The following is a 25789-nucleotide window of genomic DNA, read 5'->3' as shown; positions in this document are numbered from 1 at the left end:
CTATCTGGTTTGCTCACACAGAGGGGCTAAAAACGAGTACAACTCACGCGATGTAAAATGGTGAGAACCATACTGGCGCACCGGCACAACAGGCATCAGCGCATTGCATACGACGATCTCGTCAGCATCGGTCAGCGCAGCCTCGCGCGCCTGCACTTCGACCACGCGAAATCCGGAGTGCGCCAGTTGCCGCAGACAAAACTGCCGCATCAGGCCGTTAACGCCAGCCTGATCCAGACAGGGGGTAAACACATCCTTACCCTGCCGCCAGAATAAATTCGCCGCACAGCATTCCGTAATGAACCCTTCGCTGTCAAGAACCAGCGCTTCATCGGCGTCGGTCTGTTCAAGATGGGAGCGAATCAGCACTTGCTCAAGCCGGTTGAGGTGTTTTATCCCCGCAAGCTGCGGATTACGTCCCAGCCTCACCGGGCTTAATGCCAGGGTAATGCCTTCCTTGCGCCAGCGATCGTAATGGGCAGGCCAGGCTGATACCGACAGAATGCGAGCCGGATCCAGGCAGCCAGACGCGCTGTATCCTCTTCCGCCGCTTCCCCGGGTAATAATGACTTTTAATACGCCCCGATCGACACCCTGCGCCTGGCCTGTCATTTCATCTTCTAACGCTGCCCACTGGACAAAGGGAATGAACAGTTTTTCACAGGCCGTCCGCAATCGTTGCAGATGTGCCTCAAGCAAACAGACCCTGCCTTCGACAATGCGGGCCGTCGTGAAGCAGCCGTCACCAAACTGAATCGCCCGGTCACTCGCCGGAAGCTGTGCCTGCTTTATACCATTTATCAAGAACATGGTGGCTCCTTTAAGATGGTCGAATAGTCTGGCAGGAAGGATGGCTCTGGACAAGGGAAGAAAACCGAATAAAAAAGGCCCGACAAGCGGACCTTTTTTTACTGCACTAACGACTGGTTAGCGTCAGACCTTTTTAAAGATCAGAGAGCCGTTGGTGCCGCCAAAGCCGAAGGAGTTACACAGGGTGTACTCCATACCGCTGACCTGACGCGCTTCGTGCGGAACGAAGTCCAGATCGCAACCTTCATCCGGATTATCCAGGTTGATGGTTGGCGGAACAGCCTGGTCGCGCAGCGCAAGGATGGAGTAGATAGACTCTACTGCACCCGCCGCACCCAACAGGTGACCGGTCATGGATTTGGTGGAGCTGACCATGACGCGGCGGGCTGCATCGCCAAACACAGACTTAACGGCCTGCGCTTCAGCGATATCGCCTGCAGGCGTTGAAGTACCGTGCGCGTTCACATAGCCAATCTGACCCGGCTCGATACCCGCATCACGGATAGCGTTAACCATGGCCAGCGCAGCACCTGCGCCATTCTCCGGCGGAGAGGTCATGTGATAGGCATCGCTGCTCATGCCGAAGCCAACGACTTCTGCATAAATTTTCGCGCCGCGTTTCTTCGCATGCTCGTACTCTTCAAGTACGACCATACCGGCACCGTCACCCAGCACAAAACCATCACGGTCTTTATCCCACGGACGGCTCGCCGCCTGAGGATTATCGTTGCGGGTAGACAGCGCACGCGCTGCACCGAAACCGCCTACACCCAATGGGGTGCTGGCTTTTTCTGCCCCACCAGCAACCATCGCGTCAGCATCGCCATAGGCAATCATACGCGCCGCCTGGCCGATGTTGTGCACACCAGACGTACAGGCAGTTGCAATCGAAATGCTTGGACCGCGCAGGCCATACATGATGGTCAGGTGACCTGCCACCATGTTAACAATCGTTGACGGAACGAAGAACGGGCTAATCTTACGTGGACCACCATTGACTAAAGAGCTATGGTTTTCCTCAATTAAGCCAAGGCCGCCAATCCCGGAGCCAATAGCGGCGCCAATACGGGTTGCGTTCTCTTCCGTAATTTCAAGGCCAGAATCCTGCATGGCCTGAACGCCAGCGACAATTCCATATTGAATGAAGGCATCCATCTTGCGCTGTTCTTTGCGCGAGATGATCTCTTCACAGTTAAAATCCTTTACTAAGCCAGCAAATTTCGTTGCATAGGCGCTAGTATCGAAATGGTCGATTAGGCTAATGCCACTCTGACCGGCAAGGAGAGCTTTCCAGGTGGACTCTACGGTATTGCCGACAGGAGATAACATGCCAAGTCCGGTCACAACTACACGACGCTTAGACACGCTTGTCCTCCAGGGAGGGATAAAAAAAGAAAAACGAGGGACTACAAAAGAAAAAACTCAGGCGGTCGAATGACCGCCTGGAGATGTTCACTTACGCCTGGTGACCGTTGATGTAATCAATGGCAGCCTGAACGGTGGTGATTTTCTCAGCTTCTTCGTCCGGAATCTCAGTATCAAACTCTTCTTCCAGAGCCATTACCAGCTCAACGGTGTCAAGAGAATCTGCGCCCAGGTCTTCAACGAAAGAAGCATTGTTGGTCACTTCTTCCTGCTTAACGCCCAGCTGTTCGCCGATAATTTTCTTAACGCGTTCTTCGATAGTGCTCATACTCTTAAATTTCCTATCAAAACTCGCTTTCGCGATGGTTTTCGTAGTGTATAAAATGTTGAAAAATTTGCAACTAAATCCCGGCAGGTCTTACCACGATTTTACGTTATTTTGAGGCCAATGCCCCCAATAACGCAAATATTTTCGATCGTGATTAAACCATGTACATTCCGCCGTTGACGTGGAGAGTCTCACCAGTGATGTAACTCGCTTCGTCAGAGGCTAAAAATGCAACCGCGCTGGCGATTTCTTTAGGGTCGCCTAAACGACCCGCTGGAACTGCCGCCAGCGTACCCGCACGCTGCTCATCGGTCAGCGCACGCGTCATGTCCGTTTCAATAAAGCCCGGAGCAACAACGTTTACAGTAATTCCGCGGGACGCAACTTCGCGCGCCAGCGACTTACTGAAACCGATCAGGCCTGCTTTCGCCGCAGCGTAGTTTGCCTGACCAGCATTTCCCATGGTACCAACCACAGAACCGACAGTGATAATACGCCCATGACGCTTCTTCATCATAGCTCGCATTACCGCTTTTGACAGACGGAACACAGATGACAGGTTGGTTTCGATAATATCGTTCCACTCATCATCTTTCATTCGCATCAGTAAGTTGTCACGAGTGATTCCGGCATTATTGACCAGAATATCCACTTCGCCAAATTCTGCGCGAATATTTCCCAGAACAGATTCGATAGATGCCGGATCGGTCACATTCAACATCAGACCTTTACCGTTCGCTCCCAGATAGTCACTAATAGCCTGCGCGCCATTTTCGCTGGTAGCGGTGCCGATCACTGTCGCGCCACGCGCGACGAGGGTTTCAGCGATAGCACGACCAATACCACGGCTTGCGCCGGTGACCAGTGCGATTTTTCCTTCAAAACTCATGGTATTCCTCTTCTTACTGCGCAAGTGCCGCTGACAGTGCTTCAGGCTCGTTAATCGCCGATGCAGTCAGGGTATCAACAATACGTTTAGTCAGACCGGTGAGGACCTTACCCGGGCCCACTTCATACAGATGCTCTACGCCCTGCGCTGCCATAAATTCAACGGTTTTCGTCCACTGAACCGGGCTGTAGAGCTGGCGAACCAGCGCGTGGCGGATGGCCTCAGGCGCGGTTTCACATTGCACATCAACGTTATTGACCACTGAAATGGTCGGTGCGCTGAAGGTGATTTTTTCCAGCTCAACGGCCAGCTTGTCTGCAGCAGGCTTCATCAGCGCGCAGTGGGACGGTACGCTCACCGGCAGCGGCAGCGCACGTTTGGCGCCCGCGGCTTTACAGGCTGCGCCTGCACGCTCAACCGCCTCTTTATGGCCGGCGATAACCACCTGGCCCGGGGAGTTGAAGTTCACCGGTGAAACGACCTGGCCTTCTGCGGATTCTTCACACGCTTTTGCGATAGAAGCATCATCCAGACCAATAATGGCTGACATGCCGCCCGTGCCTTCCGGCACCGCTTCCTGCATGAATTTGCCGCGCATCTCAACCAGACGCACAGCATCCGCAAACGCAATCACACCCGCACAAACCAGCGCAGAATACTCACCCAGGCTGTGACCGGCCAACAGCGCTGGCGTTTTGCCACCCTGCTGCTGCCATACGCGCCACAGTGCGACCGATGCGGTCAGCAACGCAGGCTGCGTCTGCCAGGTTTTATTCAGCTCTTCGGCTGGCCCTTGCTGGGTCAGCGCCCAAAGGTCGTAGCCCAGCGCATCAGAAGCTTCACGAAAAGTCTCTTCGATTACCGGAAACTGCTCCGCCAATCCAGATAACATTCCCACGGCCTGAGAACCCTGGCCGGGGAATACAAAAGCAAATTGCGTCATTTTTTTTATCCTTTCTAGAAACGAACCAGCGCAGAACCCCAGGTGAAACCGCCACCGAAGGCCTCGAGCAAGACCAGTTGGCCCCGTTGAATTCGTCCATCGCGCACCGCTTCGTCAAACGCGCACGGTACTGATGCTGCAGACGTATTGCCATGACGATCCAGCGTCACCACAACGTTATCCATCGACATGCCGAGTTTCTTGGCTGTGGCGCTGATAATGCGCAGGTTAGCCTGATGCGGCACCAGCCAGTCAAGAGCGGAACGCTCCAGATTATTGGCTTCCAGCGTCTCGTCAACGATGTGTGCCAGTTCGGTCACTGCCACTTTGAAGACTTCGTTACCTGCCATAGTCAGGTAGATGGCGCTGTCCGGGTTGACACGATCCGCATTTGGCAGCGTTAACAGTTCGCCGTAGCGACCGTCAGCATGCAGATGCGTTGAGATGATGCCCGGCTCTTCAGATTGTCCTAACAGGACAGCCCCCGCACCATCACCAAAAATAATGATCGTCCCGCGATCGTTTGGATCGCAGGTGCGAGCCAGAACATCCGCGCCGATGACCAGCGCATATTTCACTGCGCCAGATTTTACATATTGATCGGCAATGCTCAGCGCATAGGTAAAGCCTGCGCAGGCAGCGGCAACGTCAAACGCCGGGCAGCCTTTAATGCCCAGCATGTTTTGCACCTGGCACGCAGCGCTTGGGAAGGCATGCGTGGCGGAAGTGGTCGCAACGATAATCAGACCGATGTCGTCTTTATCGACACCCGCCATTTCCAGCGCGCGCTGGGCGGCTTCATAGCCCATGGTGGAAACTGTTTCATCTGGCGCGGCAATACGACGTTCGCGGATACCTGTACGTGTGACGATCCACTCGTCAGACGTATCTACCATTTTTTCCAGATCGGCGTTGGTTCGCACTTGCTTTGGCAGATAGCTGCCGGTACCTAAAATCTTCGTATACATGTACGCTCAGTCACTTTTTGCTAATACAGATCCCAGGCGAGCGGCAATCCGCTGTGGGACTTGTCGCTGCACCGCCTGCACTGCCTGTTCAATGGCGACGGTAAACGCTCGCTGATTGGCCGCACCGTGACTCTTAATCACAATGCCGCGCAATCCTAACAGACAGGCGCCATTATACTGGTCGGGGTTGAGGTGACTGAATCGCCGCGCCAGGCTCTTTTGTAACCAACGCTTTAATAAAATCAGCCACCATGACCTTTTTTTACCCTCTCCCTGCGATTTAAGCAGAGAAAGAAACATCCTCACCACCCCTTCCATGGTTTTTAATGTAACGTTTCCTGTAAAGCCGTCACACACCAGTACATCCGTCTTCCCGGTCAATAATTCGTTGGCTTCGAGATATCCAATATAGTTGATGGAGTGCTCTTTTTTTAGCCACTCCGCTGCATCACGGATGCTGTCGAGACCCTTGGTCTCTTCTTCGCCAATATTTAATAAGGCAACGCGGGGATGAGAAATCCCCACCACTTCCTCTGCCAGCACCGAGCCCATGACGGCAAACTGCGCCAGCATAACGCTGTCGCAATCGACGTTCGCGCCTAAATCCAGCACTACCGTTTTGCCCTTCTGCTGATGCGGCAGTACCGTCACCAGCGCGGGACGCTCAATACCTTCAATCGGTTTGAGCAGTAATTTTGCTAACCCCATCAACGCGCCGGTATTGCCGGCGCTGACGCAGGCTTGTGCGCGGCCCTCTTTAACCAGTTCAAGCGCGATGCGCATTGAACTTCCGCGGCTGCTGCGGATCGCCTGTGAGGCCCGGACATCACTGGCAATAACTGACTGGGCAGGAATAATCTGCAGACGTGAACGTTGTTCAAAGTCAGCTTTTGCGAGTAATGGCGTGATAGCGTCGGGATTACCGACTAAAAGGAGAGCGAGTTGCGAATTAGAGTTCAGTGCCTGCAATGCTGCAGGCACTGTCACGGAAGGGCCAAAATCGCCCCCCATGACATCTAACGCCAGGGTTAGACGTGTCAAGGTATCGTCGCAGCCTGGTTCGGTATATCCCCGTTTGCACGGGGAAACCCTCACTAAGCCTAATCACGCAAACGCGTGATTACTTAGTGATAACCTTGCGGCCGCGGTAGAAACCGTCAGCAGTGATGTGGTGACGCAGGTGTTTTTCACCAGAAGTCTTGTCTACAGACAGGCTGGTAACTGCGGTCAGCGCGTCATGGGAACGACGCATGCCACGTTTGGAACGGGTTGGTTTATTCTGTTGTACGGCCATGGACCTTACTCCTTAATTACTTACGCTTTAAGCTGGCTAATACGGCAAATGGGTTTGGTTTTTGCGCTTCATCAGGCAGTTCCCCAAAGACCATGTCCGCCTCGGACACTTCACAGTGTTCAGAATCATGCACCGGAACCACTGGCAGAGCGAGGATGATTTCATCTTCAACTAACGCCAGCAGATCGATTTCACCGAATTCGTTAACCTCAATCGGCTCATACGCTTCCGGGAGTGCTTCAGCCTGTTCGTCTGAACGAACCGGACTGAAACAATATGTTGTGTGAACATGAAGTGGGAACGGTTTCCCGCAACGCTGACACTCGAGCGTAACCGAAACCTTTGCATCACCGGTTAATACGGCGAGGCGCTGGTTATCGATAGCGAACGACATGGAGCATTCCACATCACTGTCCACACTGACTACGGATTCGGCAATACGTTCAGCCTGGTCACGGGTATAAATACCTTCGTAATCGAGGCGTTTTTGAGCCGTACGAACCGGATCAAGAGTCAGGGGTAATTTTACCTTTTGCATAGGGCGCGCATATTAACTTTGTAACGTCATAGAGTCAAAGAAAAAGGCAACCTCAGGCTGCCTTTTGCCAATTATTCGCACACATTGCGGCCTGTAGTTTAAAATGGCTGGCATCGATACGCTATATCTGGTGAAAAAAATATGCCAAATCTTATTCTCGCCTCGACTTCACCCTACCGCCGCGTGTTACTGGAAAAGCTTGGCGTACCCTTTGAATGCGCCGCGCCGAACGTGAATGAAAGCCCACAACCCGGTGAATCGCCACGGCATCTGGTGGTACGTCTGGCGCAGGAAAAAGCAAAAAGCCTGGCAGCGCAATTTCCTGACCATCTTATTATAGGTTCCGATCAGGTTTGCGTCCTGGATGGCGCTATCACGGGTAAACCGCATACCGAAGAGAAGGCGCGTCAGCAGCTGTTGAAAGCCCGCGGCAATATCGTCACGTTCTATACCGGCCTTGCTCTCTATAACAGCTCAACAGGCCATTTGCAGACGGAATGTGAGCCCTTCGACGTGCACTTCCGCCATCTCAGCGAACAAGAGATTGATGACTACGTCCGTAAAGAGCGTCCGTTAAACTGCGCGGGCAGCTTTAAGAGCGAAGGGCTGGGGATTGCATTGTTTGAGAGGCTGGACGGGCGCGACCCGAACACGCTGGTGGGATTACCGCTGATTGCGCTGTGCCAGATGCTGCGTCGGGAGCATTACAACCCGTTAATGGCCTAGCCTACTGCTTCGCCCGGCGGCGCTACGCTTGCACGGGCCTACGGTTTCCCAGGCCGGGTAAGCGCAGCGCCACCCGGCAATTAACCGCGCAGAACTTTAAGGCAGCGCTTCAGATGCTCATCCATAGGCGCTTCGATACGCATCACCTCGCCGGTACCCGGATGGGTAAACTTCAGCGCGGCGGCATGCAGAAACAGACGAGACAAGCCCGTACCCGCCAGCTGCTTATCAAACTCACGGTCGCCATAGCGATCGTCGAAGGCGATGGGGTGACCTGCATGCAGGGTGTGAACACGGATCTGATGAGTACGACCGGTCACAGGACTGCAGCGCACCAGGGTAGCGAATTCATAACGCTCTTCGACTTTGAAGCGGGTTTCAGACGGTTTGCCTTCCTGACTCACGCGAACGATACGCTCACCGCTTTGCAGAATGTTTTTCAGTAGCGGCGCCTGGACCACTTTGACATGGGACTGCCACTGGCCGCGCACCAGCGCGAGGTAATCCTTCTGCATCCCCTTCTCACGCAGCTGTTCATGCAGCGAACGCAGCGCCGAACGCTTTTTCGCCACCAGCAGTACGCCGGAGGTGTCGCGGTCAAGGCGATGAACCAGTTCAAGGAAGCGGGCTTCGGGACGCAGCGCGCGTAGGCCTTCGATCACGCCGAAGCTCAATCCGCTGCCGCCGTGAACGGCTATGCCGGAGGGTTTGTTGAGCACCAGGATATGATCGTCTTCATATAAGATCACCTCCGTCAGCGCGGCGACTTTATTCAGATGCGGCGACACCGCCTCCTCTTCCCGCTCAGCTACGCGCACGGGCGGGATGCGCACTTCATCACCCGCTTCCAGTTTGTACTCGGGTTTGATGCGCTTCTTATTCACACGCACCTCACCCTTACGCAAGATGCGATAAATCATACTCTTTGGCACACCCTTCAGTTGGGTGCGCAAAAAGTTGTCGATACGTTGCCCCGCTTCATCATCGGTAATGGCAACCATTTTTACGGCTGGAGTCTCTGTTTTCATGGGGGGCGATTCTAATTATCGGCAGCCATTAGCGCCACTCATTTTTCTATGCTTATATTTAGTTTTACCCGGTTACTGTTTCATTCACGCAATCGATTTGATGGTTATTAAACCAATCGTATGAGAGAAGTGAAAAAACTATGAGTAACCGGGTGATAATTGGCAAAAGTCATCTTGCTATAACCCGGTTAGCAATGGAATAATGCTGCTGTTTTCCGCGTTAAATCCGGGTTTTGTAAGGATCTCGACGGAATGACCAATTTTGTCTGACCGATCATCCACGCAGCAATGGCGTAAGACGTATTGATCTTTCAGACAGTTAGCGGGCTGCGGGTTGCAGTACTTACCGGTAAATGGAATCTTCTCTGGAGAGTTTTACCCAGGCTATTCCCCTGATAATCGCGCTGTATTTCCGTATGAAATACAGGCAACCGACACTTTGCGCCTCTTAAGCGAGCGACAACCGTGAGGTTGGCGACGTGAATAGACACGAGGCCATCGGTTCATACCCCGGAAAGCGTCACCTTGCCCGCAGCTTAGTCGTCAATGTAAGAATAATGAGTAAGTTACGATGAAAAGAATGTTAATCAACGCAACTCAGCAAGAAGAGTTGCGTGTCGCCCTTGTGGATGGGCAGCGTCTGTACGATCTGGATATCGAAAGTCCCGGACACGAACAGAAAAAAGCGAACATTTACAAAGGCAAAATCACCCGCATTGAACCCAGCCTTGAAGCCGCATTTGTCGATTACGGTGCCGAGCGTCATGGTTTCCTCCCGCTGAAAGAGATCGCTCGCGAGTACTTCCCTTCCAACTATAATGCCCATGGCCGTCCTAACATCAAAGATGTTCTGCGCGAAGGTCAGGAAGTTATTGTCCAGATTGATAAAGAAGAGCGCGGCAACAAAGGCGCTGCACTGACAACCTTTATCAGCCTGGCAGGCAGCTACCTCGTGCTGATGCCAAACAACCCGCGTGCGGGAGGTATCTCTCGCCGTATCGAAGGGGACGACCGTACCGAACTGAAAGAGGCGCTGGCAAGCCTGGAGCTGCCAGACGGCATGGGTCTGATTGTCCGTACCGCAGGCGTGGGCAAATCTGCCGAAGCGCTGCAGTGGGACCTGGGCTTCCGTCTGAAGCACTGGGAAGCGATTCAGAAAGCCGCTGAAAGCCGCCCTGCTCCGTTCCTGATCCACCAGGAAAGCAACGTTATCGTGCGTGCCTTCCGCGACTATCTGCGTCAGGACATTGGCGAAATTCTGATTGATAACCCGAAAGTGCTTGAGCTGGCCCGCCAGCATATCGCTGCGCTGGGTCGTCCCGATTTCACCAGCAAAATCAAACTGTACACCGGTGAGATCCCGCTGTTCAGCCACTACCAGATTGAATCGCAGATTGAATCCGCCTTCCAGCGTGAAGTCCGTCTGCCATCCGGTGGTTCTATCGTTATCGACAGCACCGAAGCGCTGACCGCCATCGACATCAACTCCGCCCGTGCAACCCGCGGTGGCGATATCGAAGAGACGGCCTTCAACACCAACCTGGAAGCGGCCGATGAGATTGCCCGCCAGCTGCGTCTGCGTGACCTGGGCGGCCTGATCGTTATCGACTTCATCGACATGACGCCGGTACGTCACCAGCGCGCGGTGGAAAACCGCCTGCGTGAAGCGGTGCGTCAGGATCGTGCACGTATCCAGATCAGCCATATTTCCCGTTTTGGCCTGCTGGAGATGTCCCGCCAGCGTCTGAGCCCGTCACTGGGTGAATCCAGCCACCACGTCTGCCCACGCTGTAGCGGTACCGGCACCGTGCGTGACAACGAATCGCTGTCCCTCTCTATCCTGCGTCTTATCGAAGAAGAGGCGCTGAAAGAGAACACCAAAGAAGTTCACGCCATTGTGCCTGTGCCGATTGCCTCCTACCTGCTGAACGAAAAACGTGCCGCGGTAAGTGCGATCGAAGCCCGTCTGGGCGGTGTACGCTGCGTGATCGTGCCTAACGATCAGATGCAGACCCCGCACTACTCCGTGCTGCGCGTGCGCAAAGGCGAAGAGACCTCCACCCTGAGCTACATGCTGCCTAAGCTGCATGAAGAGGCGATGGCGCTGCCGTCCGAGGAAGAGTACTCAGAGCGTAAACTGCCTGAACAGCCTGCACTGGCAGCGTTTGTGATGCCAGAAGCACCGCCTGCGCCAGCGCAGGAGACCGTGGCGGCTAAACCTGCAGCCAAACCGGCGGCAGAAGTGAGCCAACCGGCTGAACAGCCTGGTCTGCTGAGCCGCTTCCTCAGTGCGCTGAAGAAGATGTTCGCGGGTGAAGAGCCGCAGCCTGCCCCGGCACCGGTTGAGAAGAAAGAAGAGAAACAGGAGCGTTCCCCGGATCGTCGTAAGCGTCAGAACAACCGTCGTGACCGCAATGAGCGCCGCGATAACCGTTCAGAGAGCAACGAAGGCCGTGAAGGCAGCGAAAGCCGTGACAATCGTGATAACCGCGAAGGTCGCGAGCGCCGTGAAGGACGTGACGAAAACCGTCGCAACCGCCGCGAGAAGCCGCAGCAGAACGCGGAAGAGCGTGAAATTCGCCAGCCGGTCAGCGAAGAGTCTGATAAAGGCAGACAACGTGATGAGCAGCAGCCGCGCCGCGAACGTAACCGTCGTCGTAACGATGACAAACGTCAGGCCCAGCAGGAAGTTAAAGCGCTGAATCGCGACGAAGAGACCGCTCAGGATACTGAACAGGAAGAACGCGTTCAGGTGATGCCGCGCCGTAAGCAGCGTCAGATGAACCAGAAAGTGCGTTTCCAGTCTCAGGCTGAAGAAGCTGCGGTTGAAGCGATCGCACCACAGGCCGAGCCTGCACAGCGTACCGAGCTGGCTAAAGTTGATCTGCCTGCGGTGATTGAAAACGCACCTGAGCAGGAAGAAAATGCTGAAGGCCGTGAAAACGCCGGCATGCCGCGCCGTTCACGCCGCTCTCCGCGTCACCTGCGCGTGAGTGGTCAGCGTCGCCGTCGTTATCGTGACGAGCGTTATCCGCTGCAGTCGCCAATGCCGCTGGCTATTGCCTGTGCCTCCCCAGAAATGGCATCAGGTAAAGCCTGGATCCGTTATCCGGTAGCTCGCCCTCAGGAGCCACAGTTTGAAGAGCAGACCGTCGCTCAGGAAACTGCGCTCCCTGTTGCGCCAGTCGAAGTTGAAGCGATCGCTGACGCTGCTGCCGTTGTGATCCCAGAGCCGCAGGTGGCTGAAGTTGAAACTTCACATCCGGAAGTGATTGCTGCGCCAGTGACAGAACAGCCGCAGATCGTCACTCCTGACGATGCGGTCGTCGCGAAGCAGATTGCAGAGGACGCTGCCGTAGCTGAACCTGCTGTCGAACAAGCCGCTGCCGTTGAAACGACTGAAACCACCGAAGCAGCCGTCGAGCCGCAGCCGGTCGTGGAAGTTGAAGTAGAAACGGAAGTTCAACCTGAGATTGAAATCGATGTTGAACCGGTTGAGGCCGCTGAAGTGGAACCTGAAGTCACTGACGTCGCTCACGTCGACGAGCCAGAAGTGAAGCCGGTTCCTGCAGTGAAGCCAGCGCCAGCCGCTCAGGTTCACGCTGAAGCCCATCACGCGACGGCTCCGATGACCCGTGCGCCGGCACCGGAATATGTTCCGGAAGCGCCGCGCCAGAGTGACTGGGTACGTCCGGCATTTGAATTTGACGGTAAAGGCTCTGCGGGGGGGCACAGCGCCACCCATCACGCCACTGCGCCAGCCACGCGCCCACAGCCGGCTGAATAAGCCTGCTTAAGCGCAAAAGCCGACCTTCGGGTCGGCTTTTTTATTGCCTCTGTTCTGGCCTGCGCATCCCTGCGATTTCAGGCATCACCTCTCTCATCATCTCCAGAAAACGACGCAGTCGCGCCGGATAGTAGCGAGACCAGGGATAGACAAGATGAACCGGCAACGCGGCGGGCTGCCAGTCAGGCACCAGATGAATCAGCCTGCCCTCACAGATATCCGCTTCGACAGTCCAGCTTGAGACCACGGCAACACCCAGCCCGGTGAGCGCGCTTTTACGCGCTACGTAGAGGCTGTCGGTACTCAAGCGCGGGGAGATAGCCACCCGCAGCGGTTGTGCGGCTTCCGCACTGAACAGTTCAACATGCTGACGATAAAAAGTATTGAGCGCCACCCAGGGCAGTGCGGAGAGATCTTCCGGTTTTTCTACTGGCGCAAACCGTGCCAGCAGCTCGGGTGACGCCACAATGCTGCGCGGCACCTCGGCCAGCAATACCGACACCGTAGCCGGGTCGATCTCCGCCCCTACCCGGATAGCGCAGTCGATATTGTCACTTAAAAAATCAGCCGAGCGGTCGTTGAGCATCCACTCCACATTGAGTCGTGGATAGCGCAGCAGGAACGCCGTTAATGGCTCCAGCAACTGCTCCTGTCCAAAGGCATGCGGCGCACGCACGCGAAGCACCCCGACCGGCTCATCTTCTGTTTGCCCGACTTCATCCTCCAGCGCGTACCAGCTGTCAATGACCCGCCGGGCATGTTGATAGCAGCGTTCGCCGTCATCCGTCAGCTTCATGGCGTGTGTCGTTCGCAGGATCAGGCGCACGCCCAGCAGCGTCTCCAGTGATTGCAGACGACGGCTGACGGTGGCCTGGCTGGTCGCCATCTGCACCGCTGCGGCAGAAAGAGAGCCCGTCTCCACGATGCGCACAAAAGTACGCATCAGCTCTACCCGGTCTATACGTTCCGAACGTTTCATTTTTAATCCGGTTATACGTTACACGTATAAGTGTTTTAACACCGGGCCCGCTACCACCGCAAGGCGTGGTGATAAAGAATAGCGACACACCCGAAATGAGGAACTGCATATGAACTCCAGTACCCTGAGCCCAGCCGTCAGCCGTTGGGTAATTTTCATCCTTGCCATCGGCGCGGGCTTTAGCGTCGCCGCCATCTATTATGCTCAGCCGCTACTGCCGCTGATGGGCGCAGATTTGCATCTCAGTATTGAAGGGATGGGGATGGTGCCCACCCTGACGCAGGCAGGCTATGCGCTGGGGATCCTCTTCCTGCTGCCGCTTGGCGATCGCTATGACCGCCGCACCCTGATTGTGGTGAAAAGCATCGCGCTGGCATTGCTACTTTTGGCCTGTAGCCTGACGGCTCAGATGCATTCCCTGCTGCTGGTCAGCCTGCTGATTGGGATGACCGCCACCATGGCGCAGGATATCGTTCCGGCTGCGGCGATCCTCGCCCCGGAGGGTAAACAGGGGAAAACCGTCGGTACGGTGATGACCGGCCTGTTACTGGGGATCCTGCTTTCCCGTACGGTGAGCGGCGTGGTAGGTGAAGCTTTTGGCTGGCGCGTGATGTACCAGCTGGCGGCAGGCAGTATTGCGATCCTCGCCGCCGTAATGTGGTTTATTCTGCCCCGCTTCGCGGTGCCGTCGAACCTGCGTTATCCGCAGCTGATGCGCTCCATGGCACACCTGTGGCGTCGCTACCCCGCTCTGCGCCGCGCCGCACTGGCACAGGGTTTTCTCTCCATCGCCTTTAGCGCCTTCTGGTCTACCCTCGCGGTGATGCTGATGGAACACTACGGTCTTGGCAGCGCCGTTGCCGGTGGCTATGGCATTGCCGGTGCCGCAGGCGCTCTGGCCGCGCCACTCGCTGGCGGTCTGGCGGATAAACTGGGCGCTGGTAAAGTCACTCAGCTGGGTGCCGCGCTGGTAACCGTCTCCTTCGCCCTGATGTTTTTCATGCCGGCATTAGGTGTACAGGGCCAGCTGATCCTGATTGCCGTTGCCGCGGTAGGTTTTGATCTCGGTCTGCAGTCGAGCCTGGTGGCTCACCAGAACCTGGTTTATAGCCTTGAGCCCCAGGCCCGTGGCCGTCTGAACGCTCTGCTCTTTACCGGTGTGTTTATCGGGATGGCGTTAGGTTCCGCGCTCGGCAGTCAGCTCTATACCATGGCCGGTTGGCCGGGCGTTATTGCGCTGGCGACCCTTACAGCAGGCGTGGCGCTGATTATCCGTATGACTGAAAACGTCCGCACCCGCTCATCGGCCCTGCAAAATTCCTGAAAAAAAGCCCAATCCGCAAAACGGATTGGGCATACAGAACATAACCAGTTTCAAGCCATGTTCTAAAGGTCAAGTCAGTTATTTATTCAACTGGAACAGAGACATACCCTGCATATCGCTGAATGCTTTATAAGATGCCTGAAGCGCCGCCTGCTGCATCACATAAGATGAGATAGCCGAGTTCCAGTCAACGTCCACCAGGTCGCTCATCTGCTGGGTCTGGCCTAACGCCCGGTCACTGCCCAGCGTATCGAGTGCATCGAGTTCAGTCAGTTTGGTGCCCAGGTCAGCGCGCACTGTCAGCACGTTATCAAGGGAATTACGTAATCCGCGGTTTGCTTTATCAATGTCCAGAGTCAGTTGATCACTCTTGCCCTGATCGCCGCTGACTGGCGTTTTCAAAGCCGCAATCACGTTATCCAGGATTTTGAACAAATTCTTTTCCGGGGCAGAGCCATCAGGTTCTGGCGCGGCATTGCTGGTGAAAGATTCAAACACTTCCAGGCCGGTATGGCTGATCTGCATGTTACGCGCGGAATCGACCTGCTGCCTGATCGGCGTGTCGCCGCCATCATACTTTCCGGTTGCCTGATCGAATGCCGGAGCATCCGTTTTATAACCGGCAAAAATATAGCGTCCGTTGCCATCGGTACTGTTTGCCAGGTTCAACAGCTGATCGCGGATACCCTGCAAATCGGTGGCAATGGAACTGCGGTCGTTATCACTCAGAGAGCCGTTTCCGGCATAAACAATTTTATCCTGTGCTGATTGCAGCGCAGTGGTCACCTGGCCCAGAACGCTCTCTTCCAGCCCGACTCGCTGGGAGGCAAAAGAGCGGGCCAGCGTATACTGGCTGTTTTGCGCCTGCGCCTGGGACAATACTACCGCCTGAGACGCAGCGATAGGATCGTCAGAAGGACGGTTAACACGTTTACCGGTGGACATCTGCTCACCGTAGCTCAGCCACTTGCTCTGGGAGTCGGTGATCCCACGCATGTTCTGCTGGTACATCATCTGGGTGCTAATACGCATCGTTCACCTCGGCCTTAGCGAATATTGATTAACGCGTCAAAGAGCGTGCTGGCAGTTTGCAGCACCTGGGCATTGGCCAGGTAGTACTGCTGGTAGCGCTGGAGGTTGCCATACTCTTCATCGAGGTTAACCCCGGAGATCGACTGCTGCTGGTTGCTCAGCTGCGTCGTCACGTTTGCCTGGGTGGTGCTGCTGGTTTTCAGCGTCGCGGTTTTGCTGCCGACGGTACTGACCAGCGAGGCGTAGGCATCATTAAAGGTTTTATTGCCGCCGACCACTTTGCTACTTTGCAGATCCAGCAGCGCCTGGCCGTTGCGGTTATCGCTTTCACCGCCGGTGGCGTCAGACGCCAGCGCCAGTTTAGACTCATCGCTAATCGCCACATCCATATTGACGATGGCATTGACGACAGGCTTAACGATAAAGCTGTCTTTGTTATTCGCCGTGCCCGATACGTTCACCGTCAGGCCATCAAAGGACAAGTTACCTTTGCCGTCATCAACTGGCTTAACCGTGGTTTTATCCGAGAGGCGGGTGATCTTCCAGCTGCCGCCGTCAAACTCCATCTTGTAGTCGGTAGCCTGTACTTTAGCGCTGTCTGCCACGTTAATGGCGGCAGTGACGGAGGCCGAGCCGGTATTTTTGGTGTTTCCCAGTACCGCGGGAGCACCAATTTTAAAAAACTCACCGCCAGCGTTACCTTCTGGATCAAAGCCCTTTGCGTGTTGGCTGTTCATCTCGTTAGCGAAAGAGAGCGCCAGCTGGTTAAGAGTGTTACGTGCCGCGTCGAGCTCTTGGGTACGGAAAGTCAACATGCCGCCCAGAGAGCCGCTGGTCAGCAGTTTTTCCGGGATCGCTACGGGGCCCGAGGTGCCGTCAACAAACGCCACCGTAGTGCGGGATGGATCGGCGCTCGACTTCACGGCCGCCAGCTGATTAGCGGTGCTGCCCTGAACCAGGTTGTAGCCATTGCCAAAGGAGACGTTATAGGTGCCGCTATCCTGAACGGAGACTTCAACCCCCACGATCTGGTTCAGCTCGCTCACCAGCTGGTCACGCTGGTCGAGCAGATTGTTCGGGGATGCGCCCGCACCCACGCCGGTCAGGCGGGAAATCTGATCGTTCAGGTTGGCAATCTGTTTAGCGTAGTTGTTGATCTGATCAACGCTGGTACCGATGGCGGTGTTGATCTGCTTATCCTGATCCCGCAGATACTGATCGTTCACCTTGAACTGGTTCACCAGACCATCAGCCTTGCCCAGTACCGTCTGGCGCGCCGCCGGATCTTCGGCGTTGCTCACCAGAGTCTGCAGACTGGTAAAGAAACCCTGCAGGGTGGTCGCCAGGCTGTTGGTGCTGCCAGAGAGAATGTCGTCAATTTTGGACATCTGCTGGTAGCGGGTCGTCAGGGCACTGCTCTGGTTCTGCGCGGTGCGCAGCTGGTTGGTAATGAATGCATCATATTCGCGTTGTACCCCAGAGACATACACGCCGTTGCCAACCCAACCGCCGCCCGTCAGCGTGCTGTTTGAGGCACTCAGCACCGTCGTCTGACGGGTATAGCCCGTCACGTTGTAGCTCGAAATGTTATTACTGGCGGTATTCAGCGCAGCCTGTGCTGCACTGAGGCCACTCATGGCGCTGTTGATCAAACTGGACATGGAGGTTCCTTTTATACTTTCAGACACGAGTCCTGCTGGAGATTATCGGCAGGCCCCAGCCGGACTTGAGAACTTTCAGAACAGATTTTCGATATCGTTGCTGTAGGCTTTGCTGACTTTTTCACCCATCGCTTTCAGCTGCTGGATCATGCTGGTCAGCTTGCGGGCATACTGTGGATCGGTGGCATAGCCCGCGTTCTGCAACGCCTGCGCACCCTGCTCTGCCGTCGCGGCCTGGGTCACTGCCGCATAGCGCGGGTTACGACTCAACAGGCCGACATAGTCTGAAAGTGCCTCGAGATAGGAGCTGTAGACGCGGAATTTGGCTTTGATCTTCTTCGCTTCGCCGTTTTCATACTCGGTGGTGGTGATCTCGGTAGTCGGCCCTTTCCAGCTCCCCGAGGCCTTCACCCCAAAGATGTTAAAGCTCGGCTCACCGTTCTCACGACGGATCTGCCGTTGCCCCCAGCCCGACTCCAGCGCCGCCTGGGCGAGGATCAGGTGATGCGGCACCCCGCTCTGCTGGCTGGCGAGACGCGCCGGCAGGGAGAGCTGCGCCAGGAAGTCTTTGCTGTCGCCGGTAAGGGGTTCATCATTGCTCTCAGGCACCTTCGGCACCGCTTTACGCACCATCTGCGTCAGAGCCTGGTTTTGATAGCTGGTGACCCTTTCCAGATCGAACTTCATCGGCACCTGCTGCGGTGCCTCTTCTGGCGGCACGCCCTGCGCGGCCGCCATCTGCTTAACGATCACATCGGCAAGTCCTAACCCTTTACCGGCAGTCATCTGCTGCGAAATCTGCTGGTCATACATGCTGGTGTACAGACGCGTGGAATCGCTGCTGAAGATGCCATCTTTTGGCAGGGCTTCACGCATGCTTTTCAGCATCATCTGGACAAACATCCCCTCCACCTGGCGGGCAACCGGGCGGATATTGCCCGCCGGATCTTTACCCGCTTTAGACTTCAGTTCGTTGAGCGACTGGGTATCCCAGGCCGCGCTGCTCAGCAGTTTGCTATCGGTCAGCATCAGATAATTTCCAGTTTGGCGCGCAGGCAGCCCGCGCTCTGCATGGATTGCAGAATCGACATCAGATCCATCGGGGTGGCGCCCAGCGCGTTCAGGGCACGTACCACGTTGTTCAGGTTGGCGCTGGAGCGCACGCTCTGCAGCGAGCCGCCGCTCTGACGCAAATCGATTTGGGTCTGCGGCGTCACCACCGTTTCACCGCCGCCAAACGGCGTATCTGGCTGGCTGACGTTAGCCGAGCGGTTGACGGTCACCGACAGGTTGCCCTGCGCCACGGCACAGCTATCCAGCGTCACCTCACGGTTCATCACCACCGAGCCGGTGCGGGAGTTGATGATCACTTTGGCATCCTGCGGCGTGACGTTCACTTCCATATTCTGGATATCCGCCAGCAGACGCACCTGGTTACTGCCGCCGCTGGAGACGCGGATCTGCACGGTGCGGGCATCCAGCGCGGTAGCGCTGCCGTAGCCGCGGTTGCGGTTGATGGTGTCCGCAATCTGCTGCGCCATAGTGAAGTCGTCATTATTCAGCTGCAGGTTAATGGTGTTGCCGCTGCCGAACTGGGTCGGCAGTTCACGCTCAATAACCGCCCCGTTGGTAATACGGCCGCCGTTAAGCTGGTTGACCTGCACGCTGCTGCCGCCTGCGGAGGCACCCGCCCCGCCGACAAGGATGTTACCCTGCGCCAGGGCATACACCTGGCTATCTACCCCTTTCAGGGGGGTCATCAGCAGAGTCCCGCCGCGCAGGCTTTTCGCATTCCCCATGGAGGAGACCACCACGTCGATGGTTTGCCCCTGGCGCGCAAAGGCCGGGAAAGAGGCGGTGACCATTACCGCCGCCACGTTTTTCAGCTGCATGTTGGTCCCGGCGGGCACCGTGATGCCGAGCTGGGAGAGCATATTATTCAGACTCTGGGTCGTGAACGGCGTCTGGGTGGTCTGGTCACCCGTCCCGTCAAGCCCCACAACCAGACCGTAACCGATCAGTGAGTTTTCCCGCACACCCTGTACGCTTGTGAGATCGCGAATACGGTCAGCCTGGGCACATGTTGCCACCAGCACCAGCAGGAACCCGAAGAGGGATTTAAACATAGGTCACCTCGATTACATCGGTGATAAGTTAAGGAAGAAACGCTGCAACCAGCCCATATTCTGCGCCTCATTGATGTAGCCGTTGCCGACATACTCAATGCGCGCATCGGCCACCTGAGTGGACGGTACGGTGTTGGAGCCACTGATGGTGCGAGGGTTAACCACACCGGAGAAGCGAATGAATTCCGTGCCCTGGTTGATGGCGATCTGTTTTTCACCCACTACATGTAAATTGCCGTTCGCCAGCACCTGGTCGACGGTTACCGTCAACGTGCCGCTAAAGGTGTTGCTGGCATTGGCGCCGCCTTTACCGTTAAAGGAGTTGCCGCCAGACGCCTCGGCATCGGCGCGCGCGTTACCGAAGAGTCCTTCGAGATAGCGTGGCACAGTGTCGAAGCCAAAATTGGTTTTCCCGTCGCGGCTGGCATTCGCCGACGAGCTCTTACTGGCGCTGACGTTTTCCTGTAGCTGGATGGTCAGCGTATCGCCGATATTACGTGGGCGACGGTCTTCAAACAGCGGCTGATAACCGTAGTTAATCGGCTGCGCGGTCTGGAAAATTGAGCCATTCACTACCGGCGTCGGGCCAGGAATGGGTTGGGCGGAAGTCGCACCCTGCACCAAAGGTTGAGACGGAACCCAGGCGCAACCGCTGAGGGTAACGGCCAGGAGAGTCACTATGGGATAACGAATCGCCGCGTGTTTTTGCATTGCCTTCATCTTCGAAAACAGGGAGCCGGTGCGGCGTGAACCGCACCGGGCTACACCTTAGAGTTGCGTCAGTTTCTGCAGCATCTGGTCGGTCGTCGACACTGCTTTACTGTTAATTTCGTACGCGCGTTGAACCTGGATCATATTCACCAGCTCTTCCGCGACGTTGACGTTTGAGGTTTCCACATACCCCTGATACAGCAGACCTGAACCGTTCAGACCCGGCGTGCTCTCGTTCGGTGCGCCGGAGGACTGGGTTTCGATGTACAGGTTTTCACCGATACTTTCCAGACCGGTGTCGTTCATAAAGGTGGTCAGGTTAAGCTGGCCAACCTGCACCGGCGCAGCCTGGCCCTGCTGGGTCACGCTCACGATCCCGTCACGCCCGATGGTAATGCTCAGGGCGTTCGCCGGAATGGTGATCGCCGGCTGCACCTGGAAACCGCCCGCGGTCACCAGCTGGCCGTTCTGATCCACCTGGAACGAACCGTCACGGGTATAGGCAGAGGTCCCGTCCGGGAGCTGAACCTGGAAGAAGCCCTGGCCCTTGATCGCCACGTCTTTGCTGTTGTTGGTCTGGGAGAGGTTGCCCTGGCTGTGCAGACGTTCAGTCGCTACCGGGCGAACACCGGTACCAATCTGCAGACCGGAAGGCAGCGTAGTCTGTTCAGACGACTGTGCCCCTGGCTGGCGAATGGTTTGATAAAGCAAATCTTCGAAAACCGCACGCTGACGCTTAAACCCATTGGTGCTGACGTTCGCCAGGTTGTTGGCGATGACATCCATATTGGTTTGCTGCGCGTCGAGGCCGGTTTTCGCGATCCATAAAGAACTGATCATAAGTAGTCCTGTTAACTCATTGACAGCAGTTGGTTGGCGCGACTGGCGTTTTCATCAACGCTGGAAATCACCTTCATCTGCATTTCAAAACGGCGGGCGCTGGCGATCATGTCGGTCATCGCGGTTACTGGCTTAACGTTACTGCCTTCCAGCACGCCAGACATGACGCGAATGGTCGGGTCAGCCTGTAACGTTGCGCCACGGGTAGCCTGCGCCGCCTGGGTCAGACGGAACATGCCGTCGTCGCCACGCTGCACTTCAAAACCTTCGGCTTTTACCAGCTTCAGGCGGCCAACCGGCGCGACGGTGTTTGGCGGATCGCCCGGGTTCAGGGCGGAGATGGTGCCGTCGGCCGCGATGGTGATCTCCGAGCCTTCCGGCACGGTGATCGGGCCACCTTCACCAATAACCGGACGTCCCTGGATGGTCAGTTGCCCGACCGCGTCCACCTGGATGTTCCCGTTACGGGTGTAGCCTTCGCCGCCGTCTGCGGTCTGAACCGCCAGCCAGCCGTCCTGCTGCAGCGCCACATCAAGCGGGCGCGAGGTGTAATCCATCTGCCCGGGCGTCATATCGGCTCCCGGGGTGGAGGCGGTCACCAGCGTACGCGTCGGCAGGGAGAGCCCTTCCACCGGGACGGCGCGCATCGCATTGAGCTGCGCGCGAAAGCCCGGCGTCGAAGCGTTCGCCAGGTTGCTGGCGGTGACGGCCTGCTGATTGAGCGTCTGACTGGCGGCGCCCATCGCGGTATATATTGCGTGATCCATTAAGCTATCCCGTCAGCCACTTAGCGGAGGTTAACCAGCGTGTTGAGGATCTGATCCTGGGTTTTGATGGTCTGCGCGTTCGACTGATAGTTACGCTGCGCGACGATCATATTGACCAGCTCTTTACTCAGGTCGACGTTGGAGGCTTCCAGCGCGCCGTTGGTCAGGGTACCGAAGTTACCGGAACCGGCGGTGCCCAGCAGCGCCACGCCTGAAGACTGCGTGGCAGACCAGACGTTGTTCCCCTCAGACTGCAGACCTTCGTTGTTGGCGAAGTTTGCCAGTACGATCTGACCCAGCACCTGGTTCTGTTCGTTGGAGTAGTTACCTACCACGGTACCGTCGTCGTTGATCTGATAGCTCACCAGGTCGCCCGGCTTGTAGCCGTTCTGGTTGGTCGCCACGATGTTGTTCGCCCCGGTGTTCTGCTGCATGGAGTTCAGGAAGCTCAGGGAGAAGGTCACCGGCAGCGCGCCGCTCAGCGGATCGGTGGTCACGTTAATGGCCGGATTGGCGTTTGGCGTCGCACTCAAAACACCGGCTGGGCTGTAGTTATAGATCCCTTCCAGGTTGCCGTTGGGGTCGAAGCTCATCTGGGCAGATTTGGTGATCTGGCCGTTCGCGGCGCTACCGTCCTGGGTGTAGAGATCCCACTTGTTGTCCGCCATTTTCACGTAGTAGACATACATGTTGTGGGCGTTACCCTGGTTGTCATAGACGGTGATGGTGCCTTTCTTGTTGAAGCTGTCTGAATCCGGGTTGGCACTGGTCACGTCAAACGGGATGTTAGGCACGCTGTCCGTGGAGTTCAGGTTGATCTGCTGGGCTGCGGTGCTGGTCGCTTTAGCGGCCATCAGATTGTTAGGAATGGTGATCGGCTGCGGGTTCGCGCCGGTCTGTACCGTTGGCGGGCTACCCGCTGCCGGATAGCCGGTCACCTGCAGACCCTGCATGTTTACCAGGTTGCGGTTTTCGTCCAGGCTGAACTGGCCGTTACGGCTGTAATAGACGGAACCGTTGCTGTCGAGCATACGGAAGAAACCGTTCTGGCTGATCGCCACGTCCAGACCACGACCGGTATTAGTGGTGGTACCGTCGCTGAAGTCCTGAGTGATCCCGGCGACTTTTACGCCCAGACCGACTTTGGAACCGGCGAACATATCTGCGAACGACGCGCTACCAGACTTAAAGCCATAGGTCGCGGAGTTGGCAATGTTGTTACCAATGACGTCGAGGTTAGTGGCTGCAGCATTCAGGCCGCTGACCGCTTGTGAAAAGGCCATTTGTTACTCCTGATAAAGGTTAAGGCTTATATAATCTGCCGAACTTCGTCGAGCGTAGTTGTACCGTAAGTCCCCAGATCCAGCGTGTTACCGTTGCTGCTGCGGATCACACCCTGCACCATCGCGAACTGCAGTGGCTGGGCCACCAGCTGCGTACTGCCGCTGCTGGCGGAGATGGCAACGTTATAGGAACCATTTGGCGCACTGCTGCCGTCGGTCATCGTGCCGTCCCAGGTAAAGGTGTGTACTCCCGCTTTCAGTTCGCCGATATCAATGGTACGAACCACCGCACCGTTCCTGTCGGTGATGGTGGCGGTCACTTTATCGGCGCTCTGCTGCAGCTCAACACCAAACGGCGTGGTGGAGGTGGTGCTGGTGCCGTCGGTGCTGCTACTGCCTGCCAGAATGGTGGAGCCCGGGATCATCACGCCATGCCCAATCAGCGTGCTGGCCTGCATCGACTGGCTGCTGTCGAGCTGCCCGGAAATAGAACCCAACGTGGTGTTCAGTTTCTCGATGCCGCTCACCGTACTGATCTGCGCAAGCTGCGTGGTCAGTTCGTTGTTCTGCATCGGGTTGGTTGGATCCTGGTTTTTCAGCTGTGCGACCAGCAGCGTCAGGAAGCTGCTTTGCAGATCGGACGCGTTGCTGCCGGTAAGCGAACTGTTGCCGGTGGTGCCGCTGACGCCTGTGGCACTCGACCTGTCATTGACATTGACTGCAATGGACATTGATCTCTCCTTTACTGGCCCAGAGTGAGCGTTTTAAGCATCATGCTCTTCACGGTGTTCAGTACTTCAACGTTGGCCTGGTAGCTGCGGGACGCTGACATGGTGTTCACCATCTCGCCCACTACATCCACGTTCGGCATTTTGACGTAGCCGTTGGCGTCGGCCAGCGGGTTGCCCGGCTCGTAGACCAGTTTGTCCGGTGCCTGGCTCTCAATTACGCTGGCGACTTTTACCCCGCCGGTTGCGGCGCCCGGTGCCGCATCGACCTGGAACACCACCTGTTTGGCGCGATAAGGTTGCCCGTCCGGACCCGCCACGCTGTCGGCGTTCGCCAGGTTACTGGCGGCGACGTTCAGTCGTTGCGATTGCGCGGTCAGGGCTGAACCCGCGATATCAAAGATATTGAGTAAGGCCATTAACCATTGCCTCCCTGCAGAACATTCATCATGCCTTTAATCTGCCCGCCGAGAACGGTCAGCCCCATCTGGTACTGCAGGCTGTTATCGGCGAACTGCGTACGCTCCCGGTCCATATCGACGGTGTTACCGTCCAGGGATGGCTGATCGGGAATGCGATAAAGTAAATCGATACTCGGGGTGGTCACGGTCTGTGCGGGAATGTGGCGTGCAGACGTCAGCGCAAGGGCGACACCGCTATTTTCGGCCCGACCGCGCTCCATCACTTTCTTTAATTCACTGGAAAAATCGATATCGCGCGCCTGAAACCCGGGGGTGTCGGCGTTAGCGATATTGGCGGCCAGAATCTCCTGACGCTGGGCGCGTAAGTTGAGCGCTTCCTGCTGAAAACGTAGCGCGGCGTCGAGTTTATCGAGCATGTCTCCTCCGCTGATGGCAAAATTTCAGTGGATAGCTTAAATCTCACCCCGTCTACTTCATCGACGGAATAAGCACAAAATGCGTCGCTATTTATTGCGTTGATGGCAAACCCCTACAGGTAGAATTCTGCTCATCATTAAACCGACGGTAACGGGCGATATGGCACTCAAACGTGGTTTCACCGCAACCCTGCTCCTCTGGAGCGCCCTCACGCAGGCGCAGGATCTTGATGCCCAGCTGACAACATTTTTTGCCCAGCGGCTGGCGGGGTTCAGCGATGAGGTTTCGGTGCAGGTTCGCACGCCAGCCAGCATGCGTCCTTCGTGCGAGACGCCTGCATTCAGCGTTCTCGGCAATACGAAGCTGTGGGGCAACGTCAGCGTTACCGCCCGATGTGGCAATGAAAAACGATTTATACAGGTTGCAGTTCAGGCCACGGGCGATTATGTTGTCGCGTCCCGGAGTATCCCCCGGGGTGCCGCCCTGCAGCCGGACAGCGTTACGGTGAAGCGCGGCAGGCTGGATCAGCTTCCGCCCCGGGCCATCCTGGACATTAACCAGGTGCAGAATGCCGTCAGCCTGCGCGATCTGGTGCCAGGGCAGCCTTTGCAGCTATCGATGCTGCGTCAGTCCTGGCGGATCAAAGCGGGGCAGCGGGTGATGGTTATCGCCAGCGGCGACGGCTTTAGCGTTAACGGTGAAGGTCAGGCGCTAAACAATGCGGCGGTTGCGCAAAACGCCCGGGTGAGAATGTCTTCGGGCCAGGTGGTGAGCGGAACGGTGGATTCTGATGGGAATATTCTGATTAACCTATAATCTTTTT

The 25789-nt window shown here is 56.3% G+C and carries 26 protein-coding genes; 4 read left to right on the top strand and 22 right to left on the bottom strand.

The window, feature by feature from the left end:
• From pabC to yceD, 9 genes are all read right to left on the bottom strand, one after another.
• Positions 1-810 (bottom strand): aminodeoxychorismate lyase, encoded by an 810-nt coding sequence (gene pabC, locus C2U54_RS13590; protein ID WP_103179095.1) that lies wholly within the window; start codon positions 808-810, stop codon positions 1-3.
• 123 nt (positions 811-933) lie between these two features.
• Entirely contained in the window at positions 934-2175 is a 1242-nt protein-coding gene (fabF, locus tag C2U54_RS13585) for a beta-ketoacyl-ACP synthase II (protein WP_103179094.1), read from the bottom strand.
• A gap of 91 nt (positions 2176-2266) precedes the next feature.
• Positions 2267-2503, bottom strand: coding sequence for an acyl carrier protein (gene acpP / locus C2U54_RS13580; protein ID WP_000103754.1), 237 nt, complete (start codon positions 2501-2503; stop codon positions 2267-2269).
• A gap of 154 nt (positions 2504-2657) precedes the next feature.
• Positions 2658-3392 (bottom strand): 3-oxoacyl-ACP reductase FabG, encoded by a 735-nt coding sequence (gene fabG, locus C2U54_RS13575; protein WP_103179093.1) that lies wholly within the window; start codon positions 3390-3392, stop codon positions 2658-2660.
• A gap of 13 nt (positions 3393-3405) precedes the next feature.
• Positions 3406-4335: an ACP S-malonyltransferase gene (gene fabD / locus C2U54_RS13570; protein WP_103179092.1), complete on the bottom strand. Its 930-nt coding sequence runs from the start codon at positions 4333-4335 to the stop codon at positions 3406-3408.
• Positions 4336-4349: 14 nt separating this feature from the next.
• Positions 4350-5303, bottom strand: coding sequence for a beta-ketoacyl-ACP synthase III (locus C2U54_RS13565; RefSeq protein WP_103179091.1), 954 nt, complete (start codon positions 5301-5303; stop codon positions 4350-4352).
• 6 nt (positions 5304-5309) lie between these two features.
• Entirely contained in the window at positions 5310-6344 is a 1035-nt protein-coding gene (gene plsX, locus C2U54_RS13560) for a phosphate acyltransferase PlsX (RefSeq protein ID WP_201304714.1), read from the bottom strand.
• 79 nt (positions 6345-6423) lie between these two features.
• On the bottom strand, positions 6424-6597 hold the full coding sequence (gene rpmF / locus C2U54_RS13555) for a 50S ribosomal protein L32 (protein WP_003857964.1): 174 nt from the start codon (positions 6595-6597) through the stop codon (positions 6424-6426).
• Positions 6598-6613: 16 nt separating this feature from the next.
• Entirely contained in the window at positions 6614-7135 is a 522-nt protein-coding gene (yceD, locus tag C2U54_RS13550; protein ID WP_103179089.1) for a 23S rRNA accumulation protein YceD, read from the bottom strand.
• Between the two features lie 141 nt (positions 7136-7276).
• Here yceD and C2U54_RS13545 point away from each other — a divergent pair, with 141 nt between their 5' ends.
• Positions 7277-7861: a Maf family protein gene (locus C2U54_RS13545; RefSeq protein ID WP_103179088.1), complete on the top strand. Its 585-nt coding sequence runs from the start codon at positions 7277-7279 to the stop codon at positions 7859-7861.
• Positions 7862-7941: 80 nt separating this feature from the next.
• Here the strand turns inward: C2U54_RS13545 and rluC are convergent, their stop codons facing one another.
• Positions 7942-8889, bottom strand: a complete 948-nt coding sequence (rluC, locus tag C2U54_RS13540) for a 23S rRNA pseudouridine(955/2504/2580) synthase RluC (protein ID WP_103179087.1) — start codon at positions 8887-8889, stop codon at positions 7942-7944.
• A 571-nt stretch (positions 8890-9460) separates the two neighbouring features.
• Between rluC and rne the strand changes: the two genes are divergently transcribed.
• A complete protein-coding gene (rne, locus tag C2U54_RS13530) occupies positions 9461-12676 on the top strand; it encodes a ribonuclease E (protein ID WP_103179086.1) in 3216 nt (1071 codons plus the stop codon).
• Between the two features lie 40 nt (positions 12677-12716).
• On the opposite strand, the gene C2U54_RS13525 is transcribed toward rne, so the two are convergent.
• Positions 12717-13655 carry a LysR family transcriptional regulator gene (locus C2U54_RS13525; RefSeq protein ID WP_103179085.1) on the bottom strand — a complete coding sequence of 313 codons (939 nt, stop codon included), beginning with the start codon at positions 13653-13655 and terminating at the stop codon, positions 12717-12719.
• Between the two features lie 109 nt (positions 13656-13764).
• Here C2U54_RS13525 and C2U54_RS13520 point away from each other — a divergent pair, with 109 nt between their 5' ends.
• The gene (locus tag C2U54_RS13520; protein WP_103179084.1) at positions 13765-14979 is read left to right on the top strand and encodes an MFS transporter; all 1215 of its coding nucleotides are present in this window, start codon (positions 13765-13767) and stop codon (positions 14977-14979) included.
• A gap of 78 nt (positions 14980-15057) precedes the next feature.
• On the opposite strand, the gene flgL is transcribed toward C2U54_RS13520, so the two are convergent.
• The 11 genes from flgL to flgB form a co-directional block, all read right to left on the bottom strand.
• A complete protein-coding gene (flgL, locus tag C2U54_RS13515; protein ID WP_103179083.1) occupies positions 15058-16011 on the bottom strand; it encodes a flagellar hook-associated protein FlgL in 954 nt (317 codons plus the stop codon).
• Between the two features lie 14 nt (positions 16012-16025).
• Complete coding sequence (gene flgK, locus C2U54_RS13510; protein ID WP_103179082.1) at positions 16026-17672, bottom strand: flagellar hook-associated protein FlgK; 1647 nt, start codon at positions 17670-17672, stop codon at positions 16026-16028.
• Between the two features lie 75 nt (positions 17673-17747).
• Positions 17748-18701 (bottom strand): flagellar assembly peptidoglycan hydrolase FlgJ, encoded by a 954-nt coding sequence (flgJ, locus tag C2U54_RS13505; RefSeq protein WP_103179081.1) that lies wholly within the window; start codon positions 18699-18701, stop codon positions 17748-17750.
• Positions 18701-19798 (bottom strand): flagellar basal body P-ring protein FlgI, encoded by a 1098-nt coding sequence (locus tag C2U54_RS13500; RefSeq protein WP_103179080.1) that lies wholly within the window; start codon positions 19796-19798, stop codon positions 18701-18703. The genes flgJ and C2U54_RS13500 overlap by 1 nt, the downstream gene beginning before the upstream one ends.
• Positions 19799-19810: 12 nt before the next feature.
• Positions 19811-20509 carry a flagellar basal body L-ring protein FlgH gene (flgH, locus tag C2U54_RS13495; protein WP_039028917.1) on the bottom strand — a complete coding sequence of 233 codons (699 nt, stop codon included), beginning with the start codon at positions 20507-20509 and terminating at the stop codon, positions 19811-19813.
• Between the two features lie 57 nt (positions 20510-20566).
• Complete coding sequence (flgG, locus tag C2U54_RS13490; protein WP_032617536.1) at positions 20567-21349, bottom strand: flagellar basal-body rod protein FlgG; 783 nt, start codon at positions 21347-21349, stop codon at positions 20567-20569.
• Positions 21350-21360: 11 nt separating this feature from the next.
• On the bottom strand, positions 21361-22116 hold the full coding sequence (locus C2U54_RS13485) for a flagellar basal body rod protein FlgF (protein ID WP_103179079.1): 756 nt from the start codon (positions 22114-22116) through the stop codon (positions 21361-21363).
• Between the two features lie 20 nt (positions 22117-22136).
• Positions 22137-23399 carry a flagellar hook protein FlgE gene (gene flgE, locus C2U54_RS13480; protein ID WP_103179078.1) on the bottom strand — a complete coding sequence of 421 codons (1263 nt, stop codon included), beginning with the start codon at positions 23397-23399 and terminating at the stop codon, positions 22137-22139.
• Positions 23400-23425: 26 nt separating this feature from the next.
• Positions 23426-24130, bottom strand: a complete 705-nt coding sequence (gene flgD, locus C2U54_RS13475; protein WP_103179077.1) for a flagellar hook assembly protein FlgD — start codon at positions 24128-24130, stop codon at positions 23426-23428.
• Positions 24131-24141: 11 nt separating this feature from the next.
• Positions 24142-24546, bottom strand: a complete 405-nt coding sequence (gene flgC, locus C2U54_RS13470) for a flagellar basal body rod protein FlgC (RefSeq protein WP_103179076.1) — start codon at positions 24544-24546, stop codon at positions 24142-24144.
• A complete protein-coding gene (gene flgB / locus C2U54_RS13465; protein WP_103179075.1) occupies positions 24546-24965 on the bottom strand; it encodes a flagellar basal body rod protein FlgB in 420 nt (139 codons plus the stop codon). The genes flgC and flgB overlap by 1 nt, the downstream gene beginning before the upstream one ends.
• Before the next feature lie 160 nt (positions 24966-25125).
• Here flgB and flgA point away from each other — a divergent pair, with 160 nt between their 5' ends.
• A complete protein-coding gene (gene flgA, locus C2U54_RS13460) occupies positions 25126-25782 on the top strand; it encodes a flagellar basal body P-ring formation chaperone FlgA (protein WP_103179074.1) in 657 nt (218 codons plus the stop codon).
• The last annotated feature ends 7 nt before the right edge of the window (positions 25783-25789 follow it).

Source organism: Leclercia sp. LSNIH1 (genome assembly GCF_002902985.1).
In the GTDB taxonomy this organism is placed as follows: domain Bacteria; phylum Pseudomonadota; class Gammaproteobacteria; order Enterobacterales; family Enterobacteriaceae; genus Enterobacter.
The sequence above is the reverse complement of the archived record's forward strand: the minus strand, read 5'-3'. Positions and strand labels throughout refer to the sequence as shown.